This window comes from Rhizobium sp. PL01 (assembly GCF_033447125.1).
In the GTDB taxonomy this organism is placed as follows: domain Bacteria; phylum Pseudomonadota; class Alphaproteobacteria; order Rhizobiales; family Rhizobiaceae; genus Pararhizobium.
In genome coordinates, this window is the sequence record NZ_JAWQUM010000009.1 from 1 (window position 1) to 18,960 (window position 18,960).

22 protein-coding genes and 2 pseudogenes are annotated in these 18,960 nt (G+C 57.2%); 13 read left to right on the plus strand and 11 right to left on the minus strand.

Going from position 1 to position 18,960, the window contains the following annotated elements; genetic code table 11:
• Positions 1-449: 449 nt before the first annotated feature.
• Together R6X40_RS20180 and R6X40_RS20185 are read right to left on the minus strand one after the other, a co-directional pair.
• Positions 450-812, minus strand: a complete 363-nt coding sequence (locus R6X40_RS20180) for a hypothetical protein (RefSeq protein ID WP_318415605.1) — start codon at positions 810-812, stop codon at positions 450-452.
• A gap of 82 nt (positions 813-894) precedes the next feature.
• Positions 895-1,389: a YccF family protein gene (locus R6X40_RS20185; RefSeq protein ID WP_318415606.1), complete on the minus strand. Its 495-nt coding sequence runs from the start codon at positions 1,387-1,389 to the stop codon at positions 895-897.
• Between the two features lie 47 nt (positions 1,390-1,436).
• On the opposite strand from R6X40_RS20185, the gene R6X40_RS20190 reads away from it, so the two are divergent.
• From R6X40_RS20190 to R6X40_RS20200, 3 genes are all read left to right on the plus strand, one after another.
• Positions 1,437-1,913, plus strand: a complete 477-nt coding sequence (locus R6X40_RS20190; RefSeq protein ID WP_318415607.1) for a helix-turn-helix transcriptional regulator — start codon at positions 1,437-1,439, stop codon at positions 1,911-1,913.
• 235 nt (positions 1,914-2,148) lie between these two features.
• Complete coding sequence (locus R6X40_RS20195) at positions 2,149-2,907, plus strand: hypothetical protein (RefSeq protein WP_318415608.1); 759 nt, start codon at positions 2,149-2,151, stop codon at positions 2,905-2,907.
• Positions 2,908-3,200: 293 nt separating this feature from the next.
• Positions 3,201-3,689, plus strand: coding sequence for a hypothetical protein (locus tag R6X40_RS20200; RefSeq protein ID WP_318415609.1), 489 nt, complete (start codon positions 3,201-3,203; stop codon positions 3,687-3,689).
• A 98-nt stretch (positions 3,690-3,787) separates the two neighbouring features.
• On the opposite strand, the gene R6X40_RS20205 is transcribed toward R6X40_RS20200, so the two are convergent.
• Positions 3,788-4,159 carry a hypothetical protein gene (locus tag R6X40_RS20205; protein WP_318415610.1) on the minus strand — a complete coding sequence of 124 codons (372 nt, stop codon included), beginning with the start codon at positions 4,157-4,159 and terminating at the stop codon, positions 3,788-3,790.
• A 251-nt stretch (positions 4,160-4,410) separates the two neighbouring features.
• On the opposite strand from R6X40_RS20205, the gene R6X40_RS20210 reads away from it, so the two are divergent.
• Together R6X40_RS20210 and R6X40_RS20215 are read left to right on the plus strand one after the other, a co-directional pair.
• Positions 4,411-4,722 carry a YbhB/YbcL family Raf kinase inhibitor-like protein gene (locus R6X40_RS20210; protein ID WP_318416000.1) on the plus strand — a complete coding sequence of 104 codons (312 nt, stop codon included), beginning with the start codon at positions 4,411-4,413 and terminating at the stop codon, positions 4,720-4,722.
• A gap of 177 nt (positions 4,723-4,899) precedes the next feature.
• On the plus strand, positions 4,900-5,361 hold the full coding sequence (locus R6X40_RS20215; RefSeq protein ID WP_318415611.1) for a GNAT family N-acetyltransferase: 462 nt from the start codon (positions 4,900-4,902) through the stop codon (positions 5,359-5,361).
• A gap of 97 nt (positions 5,362-5,458) precedes the next feature.
• Here R6X40_RS20215 and R6X40_RS20220 read toward each other — a convergent pair whose 3' ends face one another.
• Positions 5,459-5,953: a nucleoside deaminase gene (locus R6X40_RS20220; protein WP_318415612.1), complete on the minus strand. Its 495-nt coding sequence runs from the start codon at positions 5,951-5,953 to the stop codon at positions 5,459-5,461.
• Positions 5,954-6,186: 233 nt separating this feature from the next.
• On the opposite strand from R6X40_RS20220, the pseudogene R6X40_RS20225 reads away from it, so the two are divergent.
• Both R6X40_RS20225 and R6X40_RS20230 read left to right on the plus strand, forming a co-directional pair.
• A pseudogene (locus R6X40_RS20225) lies at positions 6,187-6,297 on the plus strand (IS5/IS1182 family transposase); the annotation flags it as partial.
• 15 nt (positions 6,298-6,312) lie between these two features.
• Positions 6,313-7,755, plus strand: a pseudogene (locus R6X40_RS20230) (YifB family Mg chelatase-like AAA ATPase); the annotation flags it as partial.
• A 64-nt stretch (positions 7,756-7,819) separates the two neighbouring features.
• Here R6X40_RS20230 and cysK read toward each other — a convergent pair.
• Both cysK and R6X40_RS20240 read right to left on the minus strand, forming a co-directional pair.
• Positions 7,820-8,788: a cysteine synthase A gene (gene cysK / locus R6X40_RS20235; protein ID WP_318415613.1), complete on the minus strand. Its 969-nt coding sequence runs from the start codon at positions 8,786-8,788 to the stop codon at positions 7,820-7,822.
• A 134-nt stretch (positions 8,789-8,922) separates the two neighbouring features.
• Positions 8,923-9,540 carry a LysE family translocator gene (locus R6X40_RS20240; RefSeq protein WP_318415614.1) on the minus strand — a complete coding sequence of 206 codons (618 nt, stop codon included), beginning with the start codon at positions 9,538-9,540 and terminating at the stop codon, positions 8,923-8,925.
• 155 nt (positions 9,541-9,695) lie between these two features.
• On the opposite strand from R6X40_RS20240, the gene R6X40_RS20245 reads away from it, so the two are divergent.
• Together R6X40_RS20245 and R6X40_RS20250 are read left to right on the plus strand one after the other, a co-directional pair.
• Positions 9,696-10,328, plus strand: coding sequence for a LysE family translocator (locus tag R6X40_RS20245; protein WP_318415615.1), 633 nt, complete (start codon positions 9,696-9,698; stop codon positions 10,326-10,328).
• A 37-nt stretch (positions 10,329-10,365) separates the two neighbouring features.
• A complete protein-coding gene (locus R6X40_RS20250; protein WP_318415616.1) occupies positions 10,366-10,923 on the plus strand; it encodes a cysteine hydrolase family protein in 558 nt (185 codons plus the stop codon).
• A gap of 4 nt (positions 10,924-10,927) precedes the next feature.
• Here R6X40_RS20250 and R6X40_RS20255 read toward each other — a convergent pair whose 3' ends face one another.
• Together R6X40_RS20255 and R6X40_RS20260 are read right to left on the minus strand one after the other, a co-directional pair.
• A complete protein-coding gene (locus R6X40_RS20255) occupies positions 10,928-11,233 on the minus strand; it encodes an NIPSNAP family protein (RefSeq protein ID WP_318415617.1) in 306 nt (101 codons plus the stop codon).
• 21 nt (positions 11,234-11,254) lie between these two features.
• On the minus strand, positions 11,255-12,151 hold the full coding sequence (locus R6X40_RS20260) for a DMT family transporter (protein ID WP_318415618.1): 897 nt from the start codon (positions 12,149-12,151) through the stop codon (positions 11,255-11,257).
• 133 nt (positions 12,152-12,284) lie between these two features.
• Here R6X40_RS20260 and R6X40_RS20265 point away from each other — a divergent pair, with 133 nt between their 5' ends.
• Positions 12,285-12,731, plus strand: a complete 447-nt coding sequence (locus R6X40_RS20265) for an Lrp/AsnC family transcriptional regulator (RefSeq protein ID WP_318415619.1) — start codon at positions 12,285-12,287, stop codon at positions 12,729-12,731.
• 3 nt (positions 12,732-12,734) lie between these two features.
• On the opposite strand, the gene R6X40_RS20270 is transcribed toward R6X40_RS20265, so the two are convergent.
• Entirely contained in the window at positions 12,735-13,634 is a 900-nt protein-coding gene (locus tag R6X40_RS20270) for a GNAT family N-acetyltransferase (protein ID WP_318415620.1), read from the minus strand.
• Positions 13,635-14,105, minus strand: coding sequence for a dUTP diphosphatase (gene dut, locus R6X40_RS20275; protein WP_318415621.1), 471 nt, complete (start codon positions 14,103-14,105; stop codon positions 13,635-13,637).
• 96 nt (positions 14,106-14,201) lie between these two features.
• On the opposite strand from dut, the gene R6X40_RS20280 reads away from it, so the two are divergent.
• Positions 14,202-15,785, plus strand: a complete 1,584-nt coding sequence (locus tag R6X40_RS20280; RefSeq protein ID WP_318415622.1) for a peptide chain release factor 3 — start codon at positions 14,202-14,204, stop codon at positions 15,783-15,785.
• A 191-nt stretch (positions 15,786-15,976) separates the two neighbouring features.
• Here R6X40_RS20280 and R6X40_RS20285 read toward each other — a convergent pair whose 3' ends face one another.
• The gene (locus tag R6X40_RS20285) at positions 15,977-17,350 is read right to left on the minus strand and encodes an FAD-dependent oxidoreductase (protein ID WP_318415623.1); all 1,374 of its coding nucleotides are present in this window, start codon (positions 17,348-17,350) and stop codon (positions 15,977-15,979) included.
• 214 nt (positions 17,351-17,564) lie between these two features.
• Here R6X40_RS20285 and R6X40_RS20290 point away from each other — a divergent pair, with 214 nt between their 5' ends.
• Together R6X40_RS20290 and R6X40_RS20295 are read left to right on the plus strand one after the other, a co-directional pair.
• On the plus strand, positions 17,565-18,593 hold the full coding sequence (locus R6X40_RS20290) for a 2-dehydropantoate 2-reductase (protein ID WP_318415624.1): 1,029 nt from the start codon (positions 17,565-17,567) through the stop codon (positions 18,591-18,593).
• 3 nt (positions 18,594-18,596) lie between these two features.
• Entirely contained in the window at positions 18,597-18,953 is a 357-nt protein-coding gene (locus R6X40_RS20295) for a VOC family protein (RefSeq protein WP_318415625.1), read from the plus strand.
• Positions 18,954-18,960 lie beyond the last annotated feature (7 nt).

The following is an 18,960-nucleotide window of genomic DNA, read 5'->3' on the forward strand; positions in this document are numbered from 1 at the left end:
ATTCCATTGGTTCCGGCTCAGCAGCTACGATTGCGTCAGCTGCCTGGGCGCCGGATACTGCTGCGAGAGCTGCAGCGGAGCCGAGAAGAAGGCTCTTGATGTTCATTTCTGACCTCCAGTCAACCAAAGCCTACAGTCATTGATTGAAGATCATCGAAAAAGGTTCATTCGGTCGCGGGCGACCCGAAATTGTCATCTAACCAACCGCCATACATCCTTTATTTGGGCGACCAATTCGAACTATCGCATAAAATGCTGCTTTTACACTTTGACGAGGGCAACACTTGAGGAAGCGCTCGCCACTATTCTGCCACGGGAACAGCAAAAAAAGCTACCTGCGGTCCTCGATAGCACTCGCACAGATTCATCATCAGATTAATCTGACAACACATTGGACGTAAATCAAGTTAAGGCGACCATTGGTTCGCTACACCTTCGAAATTAGCAGATCAGGGCTCCATCATTGTGGGATTACCATCAGCGTCGTATTTTTGCATGATCTGCGAATTGCCCTTTTCAATTGTTGAATGAACTCCGTCTTTACAGACATGTTTAAAATCCCGCCCGCTACTCTTAATCGTAAGTGGCGCAATGTCGGTATCTATGATGAATTCTTTCATGGCGTCGTCACCGCCATAGGCCTCGATTTCGTCGATTATAGCGTTCGCACACACTCCGTCAGGGAGAGAAAAACCACGTTGAATTGTGATGCGATGGGCCTTGGTGAGGTCGTGAAGTGTCACCACGTCGGCAACGACCCCTGTGGCGACAGAAAAAAACGACGCAACGGCTACAGCGCGGATAATTTTCATTTTTGACCTTCAAGATGGTGACAAGATAGAGCAATGCTCTCGTGCAGATTCAATTGTCTGCAGGAAAGCAAAGGCTCTTGGACTATGCTGCCTCTGGTAAGTTCGTTTTTTTGCCTCGGAGGCGGTCAAGCTTTTCGGCAGCATTTTGCTTTCGCACGGCGTTGGCCATTTCCTTCGTAACCACTCGACGCCCCACAGGCCAGAACGACAGTCCAGCAAGTTTGAAGGACTGCAACCCGAATGGAATACCGATAATCGTTAAGCAGTTGATTACCCCAGCAACCAAGTAGCCGAGAAACAAAACCCAACCGAAAGTCAGCATCCATATGATATTCGCCACGAAACCGATCGTACCCGTCGCTGCCGTGGTCGCAGATACGCCTTTTCCGTCAATTTCTCTGACATGAACGACGTCCTTTCCGAACGGAAACGCGGAGAGCTTTGCCATCTCAACAGCTGCTCTGGCGACTGGCAATCCGATTATGGATATCGCAAATAGAAGCGCACCGAAAAGCCATGTAAGCGCGAGTACCGCGCCTCCGAAAACGAACCAAATAACATTACCTGCAAAACGCATCTCATCCCCCTGATTGATAAAACATGAGCTGTGTATCACCTGCATTCATGGCAACGCACAACCATAAGAACGCATACCCAATTTCTGCGGCAATCACCACATTTTCCGTAGCTACATACGGATTAATTTTCACTTCCCGTATTTCGTCGGGTTCCTTTTGCGGATGGCAAAAGCAATGTCGTGTGATGATATCGGGAAAGCAGATCGGATCATTGGTAAGGGAGCTACGCAGGGTCAGGAAGCTGACTCAGGCGAACTTAGCCGAAGCTACTTCACGGACCGAGGATGCGATTTCGCAGATCGAACGCGGCGTCAATATTCCAAACGTCGAGACGCTTATTGCCCTGAGTAAGGCGCTGGAGGTTCCGGTGGACGCTCTGCTGACCTCAGGCTTCGACGAACAATCGTCGTCGGATCAACGTGAGAAGATTCAACGCGCCATAGCCGTGCTCTGGTCATTGGATGACCCGGTGCTAGGTGTTGCGCTCAAGCAGTTGGACGCCTTGGCAACGTTGAAGAGATAAACCCATCATTGGGTCTGGTCAGGTGCAGCATAATTATGCGATTTTTCTGGGTTTTTGACCCTTGATATGCTATAAAATCAGCGTGGTTTCATCCACAACCTACCAACAATCATAAATACATCATCCAGCTCTGGCTTCACCCTGAACTATTTACTCGGGGCACCAACCAGGCTTCCATCAACATTCAAGGTCACTTACCGGTGAGCCTTTATATTACTATGCGATGAGAAAGGATATGAATGCATCATACAGAGCTTCACATGAATATGCGAAATGGATCGATAAGCTGGTGCAAGCGCATATCAGCAAGGAATTGCTCGACGGGCAAACGGCAGAAAGCTATCTCCAAGCGAATGCACGGTTTATAACGCTGACCTTCGACAAAAGGATGATTAACAGACGCAAGTCTGACCTGAACGACAGTTCAGGTGTCAGAGCGGATCCAAGGCTGTTGGACATCAACCGGTTAAATGCAGAAAACCTCTCTCCTGAGTTTTTCAACGTTGACCGGCTATATAAAACGGTGTGTCAGGCGCTTCTCGGCACCAACTGGTCGCGTGCGGGTAAACGCAAGCAACAACCGTTGATGATCGCTGTTGCAGATGTAAATGGAACGCGTTACGGACGACCAACCAGCAACGAAAACCTGCACATGCATTCACTGTGGGTCTGCAAAACGCATCAGATCGAGGCATTTGACGCTGCGATAGAGCGGATAAAAAACGATCCTCGACATGCGCTGGACTTTGACGAGATCGATGTTGCTCCGATCCATAACATGGCTATCAAATCAAACGGTGCAACGCGCTTGTCGTCGTATATGGCGAAGTTTCTCGGGATGAACGCAAGCGAGATGGCGGTCGGGCAGGACTTGGCAATTTATCCGCGTCATTCCCATGAAGCTTTTGCGCAAAGAAACTCCTCCGGCTGTGGAGGCAACGATAACCACGATCCAGACCATTTCCGAGGCTCGCGGAACCGACTAGCGGGATAAGAGGCAGTCAGCTGAATAGCTTTCAGGATAATTGCAAAAGTTATGCGAATTCTCTTGTAAACAAACTTTTTTTTCAGCTATGCATTGGACACGAAAGAAAGAGTGCAATAGCGCAGTTAATTACTGCCCCGCCAGCAGTTTCTTTTGAATAAATCAAAACATCACACAGAAACAACGGCAACAGTTACTGCTTCCGACAGCATATCTACGTCGTTTTCACGATAAGACGGGGCAAGATGCAAATCAACCATGAGATTCACACATTCTTCCAGCAGACGCAGGAGACCAAAAACATGCAGGATACACACGGAAAGGAACCAAATCCTCACTTTGCAGTCATCTATCGCTATTTTGACGATATCGACACAGCTCTGCAAATCGCAGCGGCAAGGAACGTTGACATGCTGATTATCAGAACGCAAAAAGACGGCGGCGACCCGAGTTGGCGGCCTGGCACGGGCACCTGCGTACTCACCGACCTTGAAACCCAGCTTGGTTACGAACACGCTCTTGCAGCTCTCGACACCGCAGTACCGGACGGGGTGATTTTTTCGGTGGAATCCGATCGAGATCTGAATTTCCTTCAAATGACAGCCAGAGAAGCTGAATTCGTCAAGGAAGTTATGTTGCGGCGCATCGGTGCGAAGGGTCGGATCATCACATATCCTTTGCACCACCGCATTCCACCGCAGGTCAAGGTTGCGAAGCAAGATGTGAAGCTCTCCTCGGAAGAGATCGACGCTAGACTTCAAGCATTGATGGCGGACAAGAAAGCTGCTTAATCTTTGCAACCCCGCCTGATTAACGTCGGGCGGGGTCGACAGATATCTTCTCGAATGGCGTTGACGAAGATTGTGATCGTCATCACCGATGATTTAAGTCATTTTGCTTTCTTGAAGCGAGCTCTGATCTGCGTCGAAATTTTGGCGAGCTGATCGTCGAACGTTCCTTTTAAGACGACAAGCAAAGCCTGCTTCAGTGCAACGATACACTCCTCTGGCGCACGACAGTCGATTGCATGCTTTCCCTTGGCGAGCTCAAGATCCTGTTTTCCATAACGCACCGAGATGATCAGCGAACCGTCGGGCTGCTCGACGTACCACGCTCCTCGGCGCTTTTTACCAAGTGTATGGTCTTCCAGCATAGCAATCTGTTTTTTGATCTGATTGGTAAGTCGTAGGCGACGTTTTCCGACTGCATCGAGGTCGGTACGGGGTTGAACTGCAAGCAATTTCATATCTGCGAACGACATCGGTTATCTCCTTTTCGATGAGGAGACCGTCCGTGTTTCGTTTGGATTTTTCAACGTTCCATTAAGGCGCTCCTGACTTCAGAAACATGCTGATAGAACTGACATTTCGTGTATCAATGGCTAAATCAGGTTGAATCCAGAAAACAGCTAAATAATCTCATGGTTGCGAATAAATGTGGAGAAACGCACGAATGAGATTTCTACTTACTTGCTGCCTGTCCCTCGCTCTTTCAGGAACTGCTTTTGCCGGGATGTCAGCATCCGTGGACTGGGGACCTACAAAGAAATGCTTCGACAGCAAGTCTCCTCCGATTTCTTTATCCGGAGTTCCGGACGGTACCGCTAAGCTAGACATCCGCATGACGGATATGTACGCAACGGATTTCATGCATGGGGGCGGGAAAGTCACTTACTCCGGAGAGAAATCGCTTCCGTACGGTGCATTTCGATATAAAGGGCCTTGTCCACCGACCGGCAAACACAAGTATCGTTTCACGATTAAAGCGTTGGACGCAAAGGGAAAGGCGCTTGCCACGGCGAAGGCTGAGAAAATGTTCCCTTAATTTTGATCGTTGCGAGCCCATCGAAATCGGTGGGCTCTGCTAGCCCAGTGGGCTGAGATTAAGAGGAAACAGCGAGCATCCTCATGGCATCGTCTTTCGCAAAGCATAAAATCTGGAAAGTTGTTTGCTTGACCTCACCACGTTCTGGAAGGACGCGGGCTGCAGGAGGCATTCACTATGCAAAATACCAACTTCGATTGTCAGTTTCGTCGTGCAAATTCCACTGACCGCTCTCCGCTACGTAAGCTTCTCCACACATGCTGGATCGAACTTTATTCACCCCACGTTCCGCCGGATGTGATCGAGCGGTTCAAAGCAGACGATCTGGTTGAACGTCACCTGGACGCTTTTCTAAGCTGCACGGAAGTTGCTGTCGTAAATGGCGACGTGATAGGATCAATTTCTCATTGCTCCGGCGCTATCCACGGTCTTTTCGTGCGAAAGGACTTCCGTGGAAAACGCATCGGTAGCAGCCTGCTATTCAATGCTGAAGTCGATGGCGCCCGTTTACTGGAGGTCGCTTCTTTCAACACGCCAGCTATCTGGTTTTACCGACGTAGCGGTTGGAAACCGTCAGGTCGGTTCAGCGATAATGTCTACGACCATTCGATCATAATGTTTTCGCTGACAAGGGCGTGAACTCATAAACGGGTAATGGCTAGATCATGCACGTATGTCTGCTTCCGAGGCGAAAGCGGGCATTATCGGCTACCGTTGCCATGTCGCAGAAGGGCCGTTAACGGCGAGACCAGTATTCTTCGTGGAGTTTCGCTGCCTCGTCCGCAAGTATGGGGCCGACGACTTCCGTTGGGCGCTGACCGGCGGCGAATACGACGCGGCTGGGGAGATCAAGCGTCGGATTTTCCTGGCTATCGCCTATCTGCTGTTTCATCTCGCTCTCGGACAGGCCAAACACGACGCGCCCTATGCCTGCCCAATAGATCGCGCCTGAGCACATGGCGCATGGCTCCGCGGACGTGTACATCGTGCATCCGGCAAGAAACTTCAAATCATAAGCTTTGCCGGCGCGCGTGGCGAGAAGCTTCTCGGCGTGGGCCGTGCGGTCGCCACCTTCCGAACTGTAGCCGTTGCACTGTTCGAGTAAGACATTGCCATCATGGTCGGCGAGAATTGACCCAAATGGGTGATCCCCGCCGTCGCGCGAACGCCTCGCCACATCGAAGGCCCTCCGCAAAAGTGACTCATCATAAGACCGTTTGCTGCCTGCCATTTTGTGAGCTCCTGAGAATTATCGCTGTTCATTCACCATCAATGTTTCCCCGCTAACGGAGCGGGTATTGTAGCTCGCCGCCGGATAGAAAGTTGCCATCTCCCCAACGCTGTTTATCTGCCCCCCCCGATGATCAGGTTTCAAAATTAATTTGATCCTTTTTGACTTTGTCAGCAAGACCGACTGCCGTGAAAGATCCTCTTTATGAGACAACGCTCACCGAAGGGTGCCGGAAGCGGTTCTTCAACAAGATCAAGCAATGCCGACGGATCGCAACTCGTGATGACAAGCTCGCGGCAAACTATCTTGCCTTCATCAAGCTGGCGTCAATCCGCACTCTATAAATAATCCACCTCATAATGCAGATCGTCGGCCTTCCGGACAAGGCGGTTGCCGAAAGCCGTGAGCGGGTGCAGGCAGCATTGCATGCCTCCGGCCTTTCGCTTCCGCCCAAGAAAATCACCATCAATCTCGCCCCCGCCGATCTTCCCAAAGAGGGCAGCCACTTCGACCTCCCGATCGCGCTCGGCCTGATGGCCGCTCTTGGCGCCATTCCCGGTGACGCGCTGGACGGATATGTGGTGATCGGCGAACTCAATCTCGACGGCACGATCGCCGCCGTTTCCGGCGCACTCCCCGCCGCCATCGGCGCCAACGGGCTCGGCAAAGGCCTGATCTGCCCATCCGACAGCGGCGCGGAAGCGGCCTGGGCCGGTTCGGAGATCGATATTCTGGCACCGCGCAGCCTGATTGCCCTCGCCAATCATTTTCGCGGCACGCAGGTCCTGTCGCGTCCCGAACCGGCCGTGCGCGCCAACGCAGCCAACATGCCGGATCTCGCCGACATCAAGGGCCAGGAAAGTGCCAAGCGGGCGCTGGAAGTGGCAGCCGCGGGAAATCATAATCTTCTAATGGTCGGACCACCCGGCTCAGGAAAATCGATGCTGGCCGCCCGGCTGCCCTCGATCCTGCCGCCGCTATCGCCGCCCGAACTGCTCGAAGTGTCGATGATCCACTCGATCGCCGGACAATTGGCTGGCGGCAAACTGTCGGATCGGCGGCCGTTCCGCACACCGCACCATTCCGCCACCATTCCGGCGATGATCGGCGGTGGCCTGCGTGCCAAGCCGGGAGAAGCCTCGCTGGCACACAATGGCGTGCTGTTCCTCGACGAGTTTCCGGAGTTTACGCCGCAGGTGCTCGATGCGCTGCGCCAGCCGCTCGAAACCGCCGAATGCATCATCGCCCGCGCCAATCACCGGGTCACGTATCCAGCGGCGATCCAGCTGGTGGCCGCGATGAACCCTTGCCGTTGCGGCATGGCGGGAGAACCCGGCCATAGCTGCGCCCGCGGTCCGCGCTGCGTTTCCGATTATCAGGGACGTATCTCGGGGCCACTGATGGACCGGATAGATATTCGCATCGATGTGCCTTCCGTCACCGCCGCCGACCTGATCCGCCCGGCACCTGCCGAACCCAGTTCCGTGGTCGCCCGGCGGGTGGCGCGCGCCCGCGACATCCAGATGGACCGTTTCATCGCCTTCGGCATGCCGCAGATCCTTTCCAATGCCCGCTGCTCTACAGCGATGATTGAAAAAATGGCCGAACCCGATGCGGGCGGACTGCAATTGCTGCGCGACGCGGCGGAAAAGATGAAGTTTTCAGCACGCGGCTATCACCGCATCCTGAAGGTTGCTCGTACGCTTGCCGATCTCGATGAGAAAACCACGGTCGGGCGCATTCATCTCGCCGAAGCGATCTCTTACCGGATCGCCGGAGAGCGTTTGACCGCCGCCGCGTAGTCCTGAATCGAAAAGGCCGCCCTCGCAGGCGGCCTTTCAAAGCTTTACTGGATCAGACCTGCAATCAGCCGCCGAGGCCTTCGAACAGGGCCGTTGACAGATAGCGTTCGGCAAAGGACGGGATGATGACAACGATGGTCTTGCCTTCGTTTTCCGGGCGCTGGCCGATGGTGATCGCAGCCTTCAGCGCCGCACCCGACGAGATACCGACCGGGACGCCCTCAAGACGCGCCACGTGACGGGCGGTCTCGATCGCATCGGCGCTCGAAACGGTAATGATCTCATCGTAGATTTTGGTGTCGAGAATGGCAGGCGCAAAACCGGCGCCGATTCCCTGGATTTTGTGCGGTCCGGGAACGCCGCCGGACAGGACCGGAGATTCCGCCGGCTCGACGGCGATCACCTTGACCGACGGCTTTTTGCCTTTGAGCACCTGGCCAACGCCGGTGATCGTGCCGCCGGTGCCGATGCCGGACACAAGAATATCGACGCCGCCGTCGGTGTCGTTCCAGATTTCCTCTGCCGTCGTCTTACGGTGGATTTCCGGGTTGGCCGGGTTTTCGAACTGCTGCGGGATGATCGCATCCGGCAGGGTCGCCGCAAGCTCTTCGGCCTTGGCGATGGCGCCCTTCATGCCCTTCGGACCTTCGGTCAGCACCAGTTCGGCGCCGAGCAGCGCCAGCATCTTGCGGCGCTCCACCGACATGGTTTCCGGCATGGTGAGGATGAGCTTGTACCCCTTGGCGGCAGCGGCAAAGGCAAGCGCAATACCGGTATTGCCCGAAGTCGGCTCGACCAGCGTCGTCTTGCCGGGGGTGATCTTGCCCTGGGCCTCCAGCGCCTCGATCATCGCAACGCCGATGCGGTCCTTGACGGAAGCGATCGGGTTGAAGAACTCGAGCTTTGCCAGCAGGTTGGCCTTGACGCCGTTTTCCTTGGCCAGCTTGTCGAGACGCACGATCGGGGTATCGCCGATCGTCTCGGTGATCGAGGAATAGACGCGGCCGCGGCCGGGCTTGCGCTGTTCTGACATGGTGCTCTCCCTTTTTTTCATCAGTTGCCGGAAGAATAGGGGCAAAGCCCTCCGGTTGCCAGAGTGTCATTCTCCAGCACGTTGTTTCAATTGGAAAAAACTATTGCGGAACCGCCTGTTCCGGAACGATTTTTTCAGGCAGCGCGAACGGCGATGTACGCCGCAGTTGTACCGATGATGCCGGCGGCAATCCGGTTCAATGATTTCAAGGCTCGAGGCTTTTTGAGAAGCAGCCGCGCGCGCGACGCAAGCAGGATGTAAGGGATGACCACCGCCATCAGAACGATGAAGGACGCGCAGACGAGCACGGTATATTCCTTGATGCCAATTACATCCACGTCAATCAGCGTCGGCACCAGCGCCACGTAGAAAAGCATGGTCTTGGGGTTGCCGAGCGTCACCAGAAGGCCGGAGAGAAAGGACATGCCCATGCTGGCACTCTTCTTTGCCTGGATATCTTGCGGCAGCAGCCCCGCGGTCCAAAGTTTGTAGGCAATATACATCAGATAGAGAGCGCCGAGGGCCTTGATCACCATGAATGTCGTGGTGAATGTCTGTGCGACAAAGGCAAGCCCCAGAATGACACCCGTCAGATAGACGATATCACCGAGCGCAAGGCCGACCCCCATGAAGAACGTTTCGCGGAAGCCGGATCCGAGCGCGCGTGCGACAAGCGCCGTCATTCCGGGTCCGGGGATCGCGGCGGCGATGAAAAGCGCGGTGCAATAGGCAAAAAGCATGGTGATGCTCATCATCGGCTCCGTAGATGTGCGGGAGGCACATCTAGCCGGTTTTCTTGAGGCTGGCAATTTGCACGGCATTGATAGAAGCATCTGTTCCCGCTAATGCAATGCCGTGCACAGACCGAGGCCCCCGCCCCATACGCTCTTACCTGGAGATGCCATTCATGCCCGAAGCAACAAGCCTCGCAGCCTTTGCCCTCGTTGCGCTCGGCATGGTGCTAACGCCCGGCCCGAACATGATCTACCTGATTTCCCGCTCGCTTTGCCAAGGGCCGGCTGCGGGACTGATCTCGCTGATTGGCGTTGCCCTCGGTTTTGTCGTCTACATGCTGTCGGCCGCCTTCGGCATCACAGCGCTGCTGTTTGCCGTGCCTTACGCCTATGACGCCCTGCGCATTGCCGGCGCGGCCTATCTTCTCTATCTCGCTTGGCAGGCGGTGCGCCCCGGCGGGCGCTCGGCCTTCGAAGTCCGCAACCTGCCTGCAGACAGCCCGCGCCGCCTGTTTCTGATGGGCTTTACCACCAGCGTGCTCAATCCGAAGCTTGCGGTACTTTACCTGTCGCTGCTGCCGCAATTCATCGACCCGGCGCTCGGAAAAGTCTTCCTGCAGTCCGTCATCTTCGGGACAATCCAGATTGTCACCAGCGTTTCCATCAATGCGCTCATCGTGTTGACGGCTGGCTCGATCGCCACCTTTCTCGCTGGCCGTCCGGTCTGGCTTTCCATGCAACGCTGGCTGATGGGCGGCGTGCTCGGCGCGCTTGCCCTGCGCATGGCGATGGAGAGCCGGCGCTGAGGCTACACATTTTTCGACAACAAAAGCAGAGCATGCAATGACCACAGCACTTCTCATCATCGACGTTCAGAACGCCATTCTCGAGGGCGAATGTTCCCCCGAGCGCCAGCCCGCCGTGGATGCCGCGCTCACCGAGACTATCGGACGTCTGCAATCGATCCAGGCCCGCGCCCGGGCCGCGCATATCCCGGTCATTCTGGTGCAGCACGACGGCGGTCCCGGCGATCCACTCGCCCGCTCATCTCATGGCTGGGGCCTGCGCCATGAGATTGCGCCGGTTCTTGGAGAAGACATCGTCCACAAGAAGAGCTGTGACAGCTTCTTTCAGACTGACCTGCAGGAGCAGCTGGAAAAACACGCGATCACCCATCTCGTCATCGGCGGCTGTCAGACGCAGTTCTGCGTCGATACCACGGCGCGCCGGGCGATCTCTTTGGGCTATGACGTCACGCTGCTTTCCGATGGCCATGCGACCGGCGACATGGGTGAGCTGACCTTTTCGCAGATCATCGCCCACCACAATCACCTGCTCGGCGGCTTCAATGCCGCGGGACATGCGATCGAACTGCGCCGGTCGGACGAGATTACGTTCTAAGCGGCTATTCGAAAACCGGCCGCATGAAGCTGCGGTCATAGCTCAGAATGCAGCGGGTCTTTTCGGCAAGGGCAAAGGCGGCGAGGCATTCGGCGTCTTTGGCCATGCGCTCACGATAGTCCTCGTAGGCCGCGAGGCTTGGAAAGCTGAAGAGGGCGAGCGCGATGTTGTTTGCCCCTTCATGCGGCATGAAATAGCCGTGATGCGTGCCGCCCAGCCGGTTGACCAGCGGGATCCAAAGCTTGGCGTATTCTTCGAATTCGGCAAGTTTGTAGGGATCGATCGTGTAGCGCAGGGTGCAGGTGATCATTCCGGTCTCCCATATGTAAATTCAATTCGCCTGATGCCGCATCCGGCGGGGCCATGTCCAGCCGAATGTCATGCCCGCAGCTGCAATCAGGATCGCCGCGGAGCCGATAAGCTGCGCCGGCTGCAGCTGATGCCCGAAGGCTATACGGTCAACGGCAACGGCCGCGACCGGGTAAATGAACGACAAGGCGCCAGTCAGATGCGTCGGCAATTTCTGGATCGCGCCATAGAGCAGAACATACATTAGTCCGGTATGCACCAGCCCCATCGCCACCAGCAGCGCCCATTGATAGGCCTGCGTCGGCAGGCCGGACGCACCTGCGAACGGTGCCAGCATCAAAAGCCCGGTAACAACCTGGATCAGCGCAATCAGATGCGGCGGGGTTCCCTTCAACCGTTTCGCCACCAGCGCCGCCAGCGCATAAAAGAACGCGGCCGCCAAAGCCATGGCAATCCCCGTTAGATAGTCGCTGCCGGTAAAACCACCGGCGGGCTTTGCCCCGACGATCGCCACCATTCCGCCAAAGGCGACGCCAAGCCAAGACAGTTTCGTGGCGGTGATCTTTTCCCGGAAAACCAGCCCGCCGATGGCCAGCAGCATGAACGGCTGGGTATTGTAGACCATCGTGGCGATCGAGATGGATGAGCGCGAATAGGCACCGAACAGCAGCAACCAGTTGACGACGATGGCGATGCCACCGAGCACGGCCAGCCCGAACAGCCGCCATGTCAGGATATCAGCGCGAAAGTGGCCCAAGGCAGCGCAGATGACCAGCAGAGTCAATGCGCCGAACAGGCAACGCCACAGCACTACATCGATCACTGGCTGGCCGGACATCAGCACGAACCAACCGATCGTGCCAGAGATCAGCATGGCGGCCGTCATTTCGATGCTGCCGGTTCTGATGTCCTTATCCATCACATCCACTCCCTTGTACGAAGCGGAACAATAGGATGTCGCAATCGTCGAATATATGGATTTTGGAAGGATGATGTGGCAGCATGCCTTATCATGAAAGGCGTTTCTTGCATTTCGCCTTACGGAGTTTCCCATGCTTGATGATCTCGACCGGCGCCTGCTGGACATACTTTCTTCCAATGCCCGCATCTCGTTGAAGGAACTGGCGCAGGAGGCAGGCCTGTCTTCGCCCAGCACCGCCGACCGTCTTCGGCGGCTGGAAGATCGCGGCGTAATCACCGGCTTTACTATCGCGATCAACCCTGCGGCACTGGGTTACGCCCTTCAGGCGGTCGTGCGCGCTCGCCCCATGCCGGGCATGCTGCATATCGTCGAAAAAATGATCCAGGACACACCTGAATTCGTCGAATGCGACAAGGTGACGGGCGACGACTGCTTCATCGCCAAGCTTCTGGTGCGCGACATGGAGCAGCTGGATACGATCCTCGACCGGATCGCCGAACGATCCCAGACCAATACGTCGATTGTCAAATCGTCGCCGGTGAAGCGCCGGCTGCCGCCGCTCAGCGTCAGCAAATAGGCGTCAGAATTCGGCCAGTGGTGACAGCATGACAGGACCGGACAAACGAACTGCCGCTTCGCCTCGAACCATCAGGCTGACATCGGAATCCAACAGCTCCGGGAGGCCCTGCCAATCCAACTTGTCTGGCGGGAAGCAAACCTCGACGTGATCCGGTTTCTGATCAAGTGCAGCGAGCACCTGGGCAAATGCCGGTATCGCTTTTCCGGCAATATCGAGAAGCTGGAACGAAGCGTCATCAGATTTCCAAGCAATCACTGCCTCGAAGGGATCGAGATAAGTGAGCTTGATGTCCGGATCGAAAACACTGTTGAGCAGGAACATTTCCGCCTGCGCCGCGACGGCAAAAACTGAAGAGACAGGCACCCTTTCACGCAACACCTGACGGATCAGGGCGACGTCACCGGCATTATCGACAGAAAGTTCACGCGACGTGTCCGCAAGCTTCACTTCCAAGGGGGGCGGAGCCCCCAAGAACCGTTGCTGCGGCAGGATCTTGAAACCATAGGGTTCGTACATCGCAGGCTTGTCGGTCAGGAGGATACCGAGCTCAAAACCCTGATCGTCGCCCCAGTTGAGAGCGCGGTTCATCAGGTCACGATAGAGCCCACGGCCCTGCCATTGCGGCCGCACCGCACCTGATTGGAAACCGGCTGCCTTTACCAAGCGGCCATCAATCATCATCGGCATGGAAAAAGTGCTGAAATTGGCGGCGCAGGTGCCGTCTTCATCGAAATAGGCAAAGGGCACGCTGGTCGGGTCCGGCCCGCCGAAACGATCCTGGATGCTGACATCGATACCAAACGTGTCCTGCAGCAGTGCTACCAAAGCAGCCCAGTCGGCCGGATCGGCGAAATAGTCCTGCCGGAATGTCAGTCCGTGACTGCCAGTCGCGGCAGTCACTTAAACACCGGTAGAGCCGAAGCCGCCGGCGCCGCGCGTGGTTTCGCTGGCATCGGAAGCTTCACGAACGGAAACCTGCGTGACCGGGGCGATCACCATCTGGGCGATGCGCATGCCGCGTTCAATGACGAAATCCTCGTCGCCGAGGTTGATCAGAAGGACCTTGACCTCGCCACGGTAATCACTGTCGATCGTGCCGGGCGTATTGAGGCAGGTGATGCCGTTCTTGAAGGCGAGACCGGAGCGCGGGCGAATCTGCGCTTCATAACCTGCGGGAACCTCGAAGATGAAACCGGTCGGCACCAGCGCGCGCTTGCCCGGACCGAGGAACAGTGGCCGGTCCGCCTCGACGGCGGCGCGAAGGTCCATGCCGGCCGCGCCTGCAGTTTCATAGGCGGGCAAATCAATGCCCTCGGCGTTCGGCAGGCGGACGAGATTCAGAATCGGAGCATTTTGCGCGTGTGTGGTCATATCTCTTCACTAGCAATCCGGCTCTGGCGCGATCAATGCGAATTGCAAGTTATCCACGGCTCCGCTACATACGCGGCAATTCACAGGATTCATATCATGGCCGAAAGTATCGCCGAGGCGGTTTCCCGCCGCCGCACCTTTGCTATTATCGCACACCCGGACGCCGGTAAAACGACGCTCACCGAAAAGCTGCTGCTGTTCGGCGGCGCCATTCAGCTTGCCGGTGAAGTCAAGGCGAAGAAGGACCGTATCCAGACGCGCTCCGACTGGATGAAGATCGAGCGCGAACGCGGCATCTCCGTTGTCACCTCGGTGATGACCTTCGAATATCACGGCAATGTCTTCAACATTCTCGACACGCCGGGCCACGAAGACTTCGCCGACGACACCTATCGCACGCTGACTGCCGTCGATGCGGCCGTCATGGTCATCGACGCCGCCAAGGGCATCGAGCCGAGGACTTTGAAACTGTTCGAAGTCTGCCGGATGCGCGATATTCCGATCATCACATTTATCAATAAAATGGACCGTGAAAGCCGCGATCCCTTCGAGATCCTCGATGAAGTGGAAGAGAAGTTGGCGCTCGATTGCGCGCCAGTGACCTGGCCGATCGGCAGGTCGAAAACCTTCTGTGGCTCGTATCACCTGGCCGACAACACCGTGCGCGGTTCCGACACGCAGGAAATTCCGACCAAGGTCAACGGCCCGGAAATGGTCGCTCACCGTCTGCCGGAAAACGAGCGCGACACCTTCATCGAAGAAACTTCGCTGGCCATCGAAGCCTGCAAGCCTTTCGACAGAAAGGCTTTCCTCGAGGGTCATCTGACGCCTGTGTTCTTCGGCTCGGCGCTCAGGAATTTCGGCGTGCGCGACCTGATCAATGCGCTCGGGGATATCGCCCCACCGCCGCGCGACCAAGTGGCCGATATCCGCACCGTTCATGCAACCGACGAGAAAATGACGGCCTTCGTCTTCAAGATCCAGGCCAACATGGACCCGAACCATCGCGACCGCATCGCCTTTGCCCGCGTCTGCTCCGGCAAGCTGGAGCGCGGCATGAAGGCCCGGCTGGCGCGGACCGGCAAGCAACTCGGCCTCACCGCACCGCAGTTCTTCTTTGCCTCGCAGCGGCAGCTGGCCGATACGGCCTATGCCGGTGACGTGGTCGGCATTCCCAACCACGGAACCCTCAGGATCGGCGATACGCTGACCGAAGGCGAACAGCTGGTGTTCCAGGGTGTTCCGAACTTCTCGCCGGAAATCCTGCGCCGCGTGCGCCTGGAAGATGCGATGAAGGCGAAGAAGCTCAAGGAAGCGCTGCAGCAGATGGCCGAAGAAGGTGTCGTGCAGCTGTTTTCGCCCGAAGACGGCTCGCCTGCCATCGTCGGTGTCGTTGGCGCGCTGCAGCTCGACGTGTTGAAAGAGCGGCTGCAGCATGAATACGGCCTGCCGGTTTCGTTCGACATCGCCCGCTTCTCCGTGTGCCGATGGATTTCGGCTGAACAGCCAGCCGATCTCGACAAGTTCATCACCGCCCGCCGCGGCGACATCGCCCGCGATCTCGACGGCGATCCGGTGTTTCTGGCGCAGGATGCGTTCTCGCTGCGCTACGAGGCAGAACGGTATCCGGCGATCAAGATGATCGCCATCAAGGAGTATCACGTCGCCAAGGCGGCGTGATACTCGACTGCTGACAATCCTCGTCTCCGTAGTTTTTGCAACATCGGTGATTTGCGCAAAAGCCTCCTCCGTCATCCCGGACTTGTTCCGGGATGACGGAGAACGGGAAGCTACTCGAACAAAAATGAACCTCCGCGACGTTGATTGGCAAGTTAGATCACATCGCTAAAGCTGCGTTATAGCGGCCCAAACTACCTGATCCGCACACCCTGCTTCTCAAGCTCTGCCTGAACAGCACCGAGATCGATACCGGCAAGCGACTTGCCGCTCTTGACCGATAAGGCCGCAGCAACGCCGGCGCCCTGCCCTGCGACGGCACAGCAGGTCATGTTACGCGTCGCCGCATGGGCGATGCGGTCGCCGCCGATTGCCCGGCCCGCGACCAGCAGGTTTTCGATCCCCTTGGGCAGCATCGACCGATAGGGGATATGCATGTAGCGTCCGGTGGTCGGCAAGATCAGCACGCCATAACCATCGATGAACTCCGGATATATGCCAATCGTATCCTCGAACCGGCCCTCGTTGCGCACGTCGCTTTCGGTCATGTTGTAAACAGCATCGATCTTGCGGGTATCGCGAATCCCGATGCTCATGCCGAAATTGCGCAGACGCGCGCCTTCGCAGCCGGGCGTGTAGCGGCGCAGCGCTTCGATGGCGAGCATCGACTGGCGTCGGCCCTCGATCTCGAAACGGGTCATGCTGTCCGGGTCGGTTCCGTCGCAGCCGGCGAGATGGATGAGGTTCATATAGGTCAGCTCGCCGGTATCATGCAGCGCGCCCCAGGTGCCTGAAATCGTATTCAGATGTGCTGGAATGACGCCATCGCGGATCGCCTGGGCGAAGGGCTTGCCGAGGAAAGGAGAGAACATCTGGTCCTCCTTGCCCGAGGTTTCGATCTGCCATTCGCCGGTCGACCAGTCGCTATAGGTCTGCGGATCCGAGCGCACACCGGCCATGAAGGCCTTCTTGTCGACCCCTGCAAGGTGAAACATCACCGACGCTGCCTGCATCTGCTCCACCGGTGTCTTGAACGACGGCGCTCCGGCACGGTGCGCGACATCGGCATCGCCGGTCGCGTCGATCACCCTCGTGGCGAGTATGGCTTCCCGTCCGGCCTTGGATTCCACAATGATGCCCTTGATCGCATTGCCATCCATGATCGGGGCAACGAACTGACGGTGCAGCATTGCGTGAATGCCAGCCTCCTCGACCAGCCGGTCGGCCACCAGCTTGAAGCCTTCCGAATCCAGCTCATAACTCAGCGACTGGCTTTCCGGCACGGCGGCCCCCATCGCCTTTGCCCGCTCCTCGAATTCCCAGCCGATGCCGCCCGCCTCGACCGTCGCCTCATGCCGATACCAGGCAAAACCTTCGACGCCGACGACGGTGATATTGCCGCCAAAACAGCCGAACCGCTCGACCAGCGTGACGGAAACGCCAGCACGCGCAGCGGCAAGTGCTGCAGCAAGGCCACCCGGGCCGGACCCGACCACCAGCACATCCGTTTCATGGATCACATCAATCTGGCGGGCCGGCTCGGTGATGAAGGCGGGTTTCTGGGACATCGGGTACTCCGGCAGAAAAAGAAGGGTTGACCGGAGCTTAGCGAGCCCCTCCCACACTGTCGATGTCCATCAGCGACCTCCCCATACGCGTTCCGCCTACCCTGGAGACCGATCGCTGATCACTTTTCCGCAACCCGGGAATTTCACCGCTGGCCCCGCGCTTTTGGCATTGCTACTAACGATATCGTTCGAAAAAGCACCCGGAGGAGACCCCATGGAAAACGCCAAGCAATTTCGCAATATCTGCATTTTCGGTGCGGGTGCCATCGGCGGCGCGCTGGCGGCAAGGCTTGCCTCCTCTCCCATGCTCAAAGGTGCAACCGTCACGGCGATTGCCCGTGGTGCTCATCTAAAGGCCATCCGCGAACACGGGCTCTCTCTCTACGAACCGGGCAAGACAGAGCCGCTGGTGGCGACATTTGCCGCCACCGACACTGCCGCCGAACTCGGCCCGCAGGACCTCGTGATCGTCACCCTCAAGGGCCATCAGGTGACCTCGGCGAGCGAGGATATCGCCGGCCTGCTGAAGCCGGACAGCCGGGTGGTGATGATCCAGAACGGCATTCCGTGGTGGTATTTCCATGGCGACAAAGCGAGCGGCCTTGAAGGCCGGCAGGTGGAGGCGCTCGATCCGGATGGTCTGGTCTGGCAGCGGATCGGCCCGGAGCGCGTTATCGGCGGCGTTATCTATCAGGGTGCGCAGATGCTGGAGCCCGGCCACATCCGGCTGACCAGCGGCGGGCTGCTGCATCTCGGAGAGCCATCCGGCGCCATGTCCGCGGAACTCGGCGAAATCGCCAACCTTCTGGAGGCCAGCGGCTGGACGATCAAGACGACGGATCGCATCCGGAACGAGATCTGGCTGAAGTTTCTCGGCAATGCGGCCTTCAATCCGATCAGCGCACTGACCCGGGGGCGGATCACAGAGATCATGGATGGGCCTGCGGTCGATTTGGTGAAGCAGGTCATGACCGAGGTGCGTGACGTCGCCGGGCGTCTCGGCTGCCCCGTGAGCGAAACCGTCGAGCAGAAGATGGAGCACGGACGCACTCTCGGCAACGCCAAGACCTCGATGCTGCAGGATCTGGAACAGGGCCGGCCGATGGAGATCACACCGCTCACGCGCGCCATCACGTTGCTCGGACGGATGGCCAATGTGCCGACGCCAGCGAACGACATTCTGCTGGCGTTGATCTCGCAACTGGATGAAACTATGGCGAAGGCGCGTGCAACGGAGGCCTGAACGATGACCATCCTTCGCATCGTCGCCAATATCGAGGCGGCCGATCCGCAGGCAGCACAAGCTTTTTATGGCGAACTGCTTGGCCTTGATCTCGTCATGGACCACGGCTGGATCCTGACCTTTGCATCAGGGCAGCAGGCGCCGGCCCAGATTTCCATCGCCAGTCAGGGCGGCTCCGGCACGCCGGTGCCGCAGCTTTCGATCGAGGTTGATAACGTCGATGAAATCTACGCCAAAGCCAGACAGCTTGAGCTGGATATTGTCTACGAAATCACCGACGAACCATGGGGGGTGCGGCGCTTTTATGTCCGCGACCCCTTCGGTACGATCGTCAACGTTCTCACTCATGCAGACCGTTGACGAGGTT

Bases quoted from the DNA above. Each gene is read 5' to 3' on its own strand.
- R6X40_RS20280 (WP_318415622.1), top strand. From the start codon at position 14,202: ATGGCCGAAAGTATCGCCGAGGCGGTTTCCCGCCGCCGCACCTTTGCT.
- R6X40_RS20285 (WP_318415623.1), bottom strand. From the start codon at position 17,350: ATGTCCCAGAAACCCGCCTTCATCACCGAGCCGGCCCGCCAGATTGAT.
- R6X40_RS20185 (WP_318415606.1), bottom strand. From the start codon at position 1,389: ATGCGTTTTGCAGGTAATGTTATTTGGTTCGTTTTCGGAGGCGCGGTA.
- R6X40_RS20240 (WP_318415614.1), bottom strand. From the start codon at position 9,540: ATGAGCATCACCATGCTTTTTGCCTATTGCACCGCGCTTTTCATCGCC.
- R6X40_RS20245 (WP_318415615.1), top strand. From the start codon at position 9,696: ATGCCCGAAGCAACAAGCCTCGCAGCCTTTGCCCTCGTTGCGCTCGGC.
- R6X40_RS20215 (WP_318415611.1), top strand. From the start codon at position 4,900: ATGCAAAATACCAACTTCGATTGTCAGTTTCGTCGTGCAAATTCCACT.
- R6X40_RS20265 (WP_318415619.1), top strand. From the start codon at position 12,285: ATGCTTGATGATCTCGACCGGCGCCTGCTGGACATACTTTCTTCCAAT.
- R6X40_RS20180 (WP_318415605.1), bottom strand. From the start codon at position 812: ATGAAAATTATCCGCGCTGTAGCCGTTGCGTCGTTTTTTTCTGTCGCC.
- R6X40_RS20255 (WP_318415617.1), bottom strand. From the start codon at position 11,233: ATGATCACCTGCACCCTGCGCTACACGATCGATCCCTACAAACTTGCC.
- R6X40_RS20210 (WP_318416000.1), top strand. From the start codon at position 4,411: ATGTCAGCATCCGTGGACTGGGGACCTACAAAGAAATGCTTCGACAGC.
- R6X40_RS20295 (WP_318415625.1), top strand. From the start codon at position 18,597: ATGACCATCCTTCGCATCGTCGCCAATATCGAGGCGGCCGATCCGCAG.
- R6X40_RS20290 (WP_318415624.1), top strand. From the start codon at position 17,565: ATGGAAAACGCCAAGCAATTTCGCAATATCTGCATTTTCGGTGCGGGT.
- R6X40_RS20205 (WP_318415610.1), bottom strand. From the start codon at position 4,159: ATGTCGTTCGCAGATATGAAATTGCTTGCAGTTCAACCCCGTACCGAC.
- R6X40_RS20195 (WP_318415608.1), top strand. From the start codon at position 2,149: ATGAATGCATCATACAGAGCTTCACATGAATATGCGAAATGGATCGAT.
- R6X40_RS20220 (WP_318415612.1), bottom strand. From the start codon at position 5,953: ATGGCAGGCAGCAAACGGTCTTATGATGAGTCACTTTTGCGGAGGGCC.
- dut (WP_318415621.1), bottom strand. From the start codon at position 14,105: ATGACCACACACGCGCAAAATGCTCCGATTCTGAATCTCGTCCGCCTG.
- cysK (WP_318415613.1), bottom strand. From the start codon at position 8,788: ATGTCAGAACAGCGCAAGCCCGGCCGCGGCCGCGTCTATTCCTCGATC.
- R6X40_RS20260 (WP_318415618.1), bottom strand. From the start codon at position 12,151: ATGGATAAGGACATCAGAACCGGCAGCATCGAAATGACGGCCGCCATG.
- R6X40_RS20200 (WP_318415609.1), top strand. From the start codon at position 3,201: ATGCAGGATACACACGGAAAGGAACCAAATCCTCACTTTGCAGTCATC.
- R6X40_RS20250 (WP_318415616.1), top strand. From the start codon at position 10,366: ATGACCACAGCACTTCTCATCATCGACGTTCAGAACGCCATTCTCGAG.
- R6X40_RS20190 (WP_318415607.1), top strand. From the start codon at position 1,437: ATGGCAACGCACAACCATAAGAACGCATACCCAATTTCTGCGGCAATC.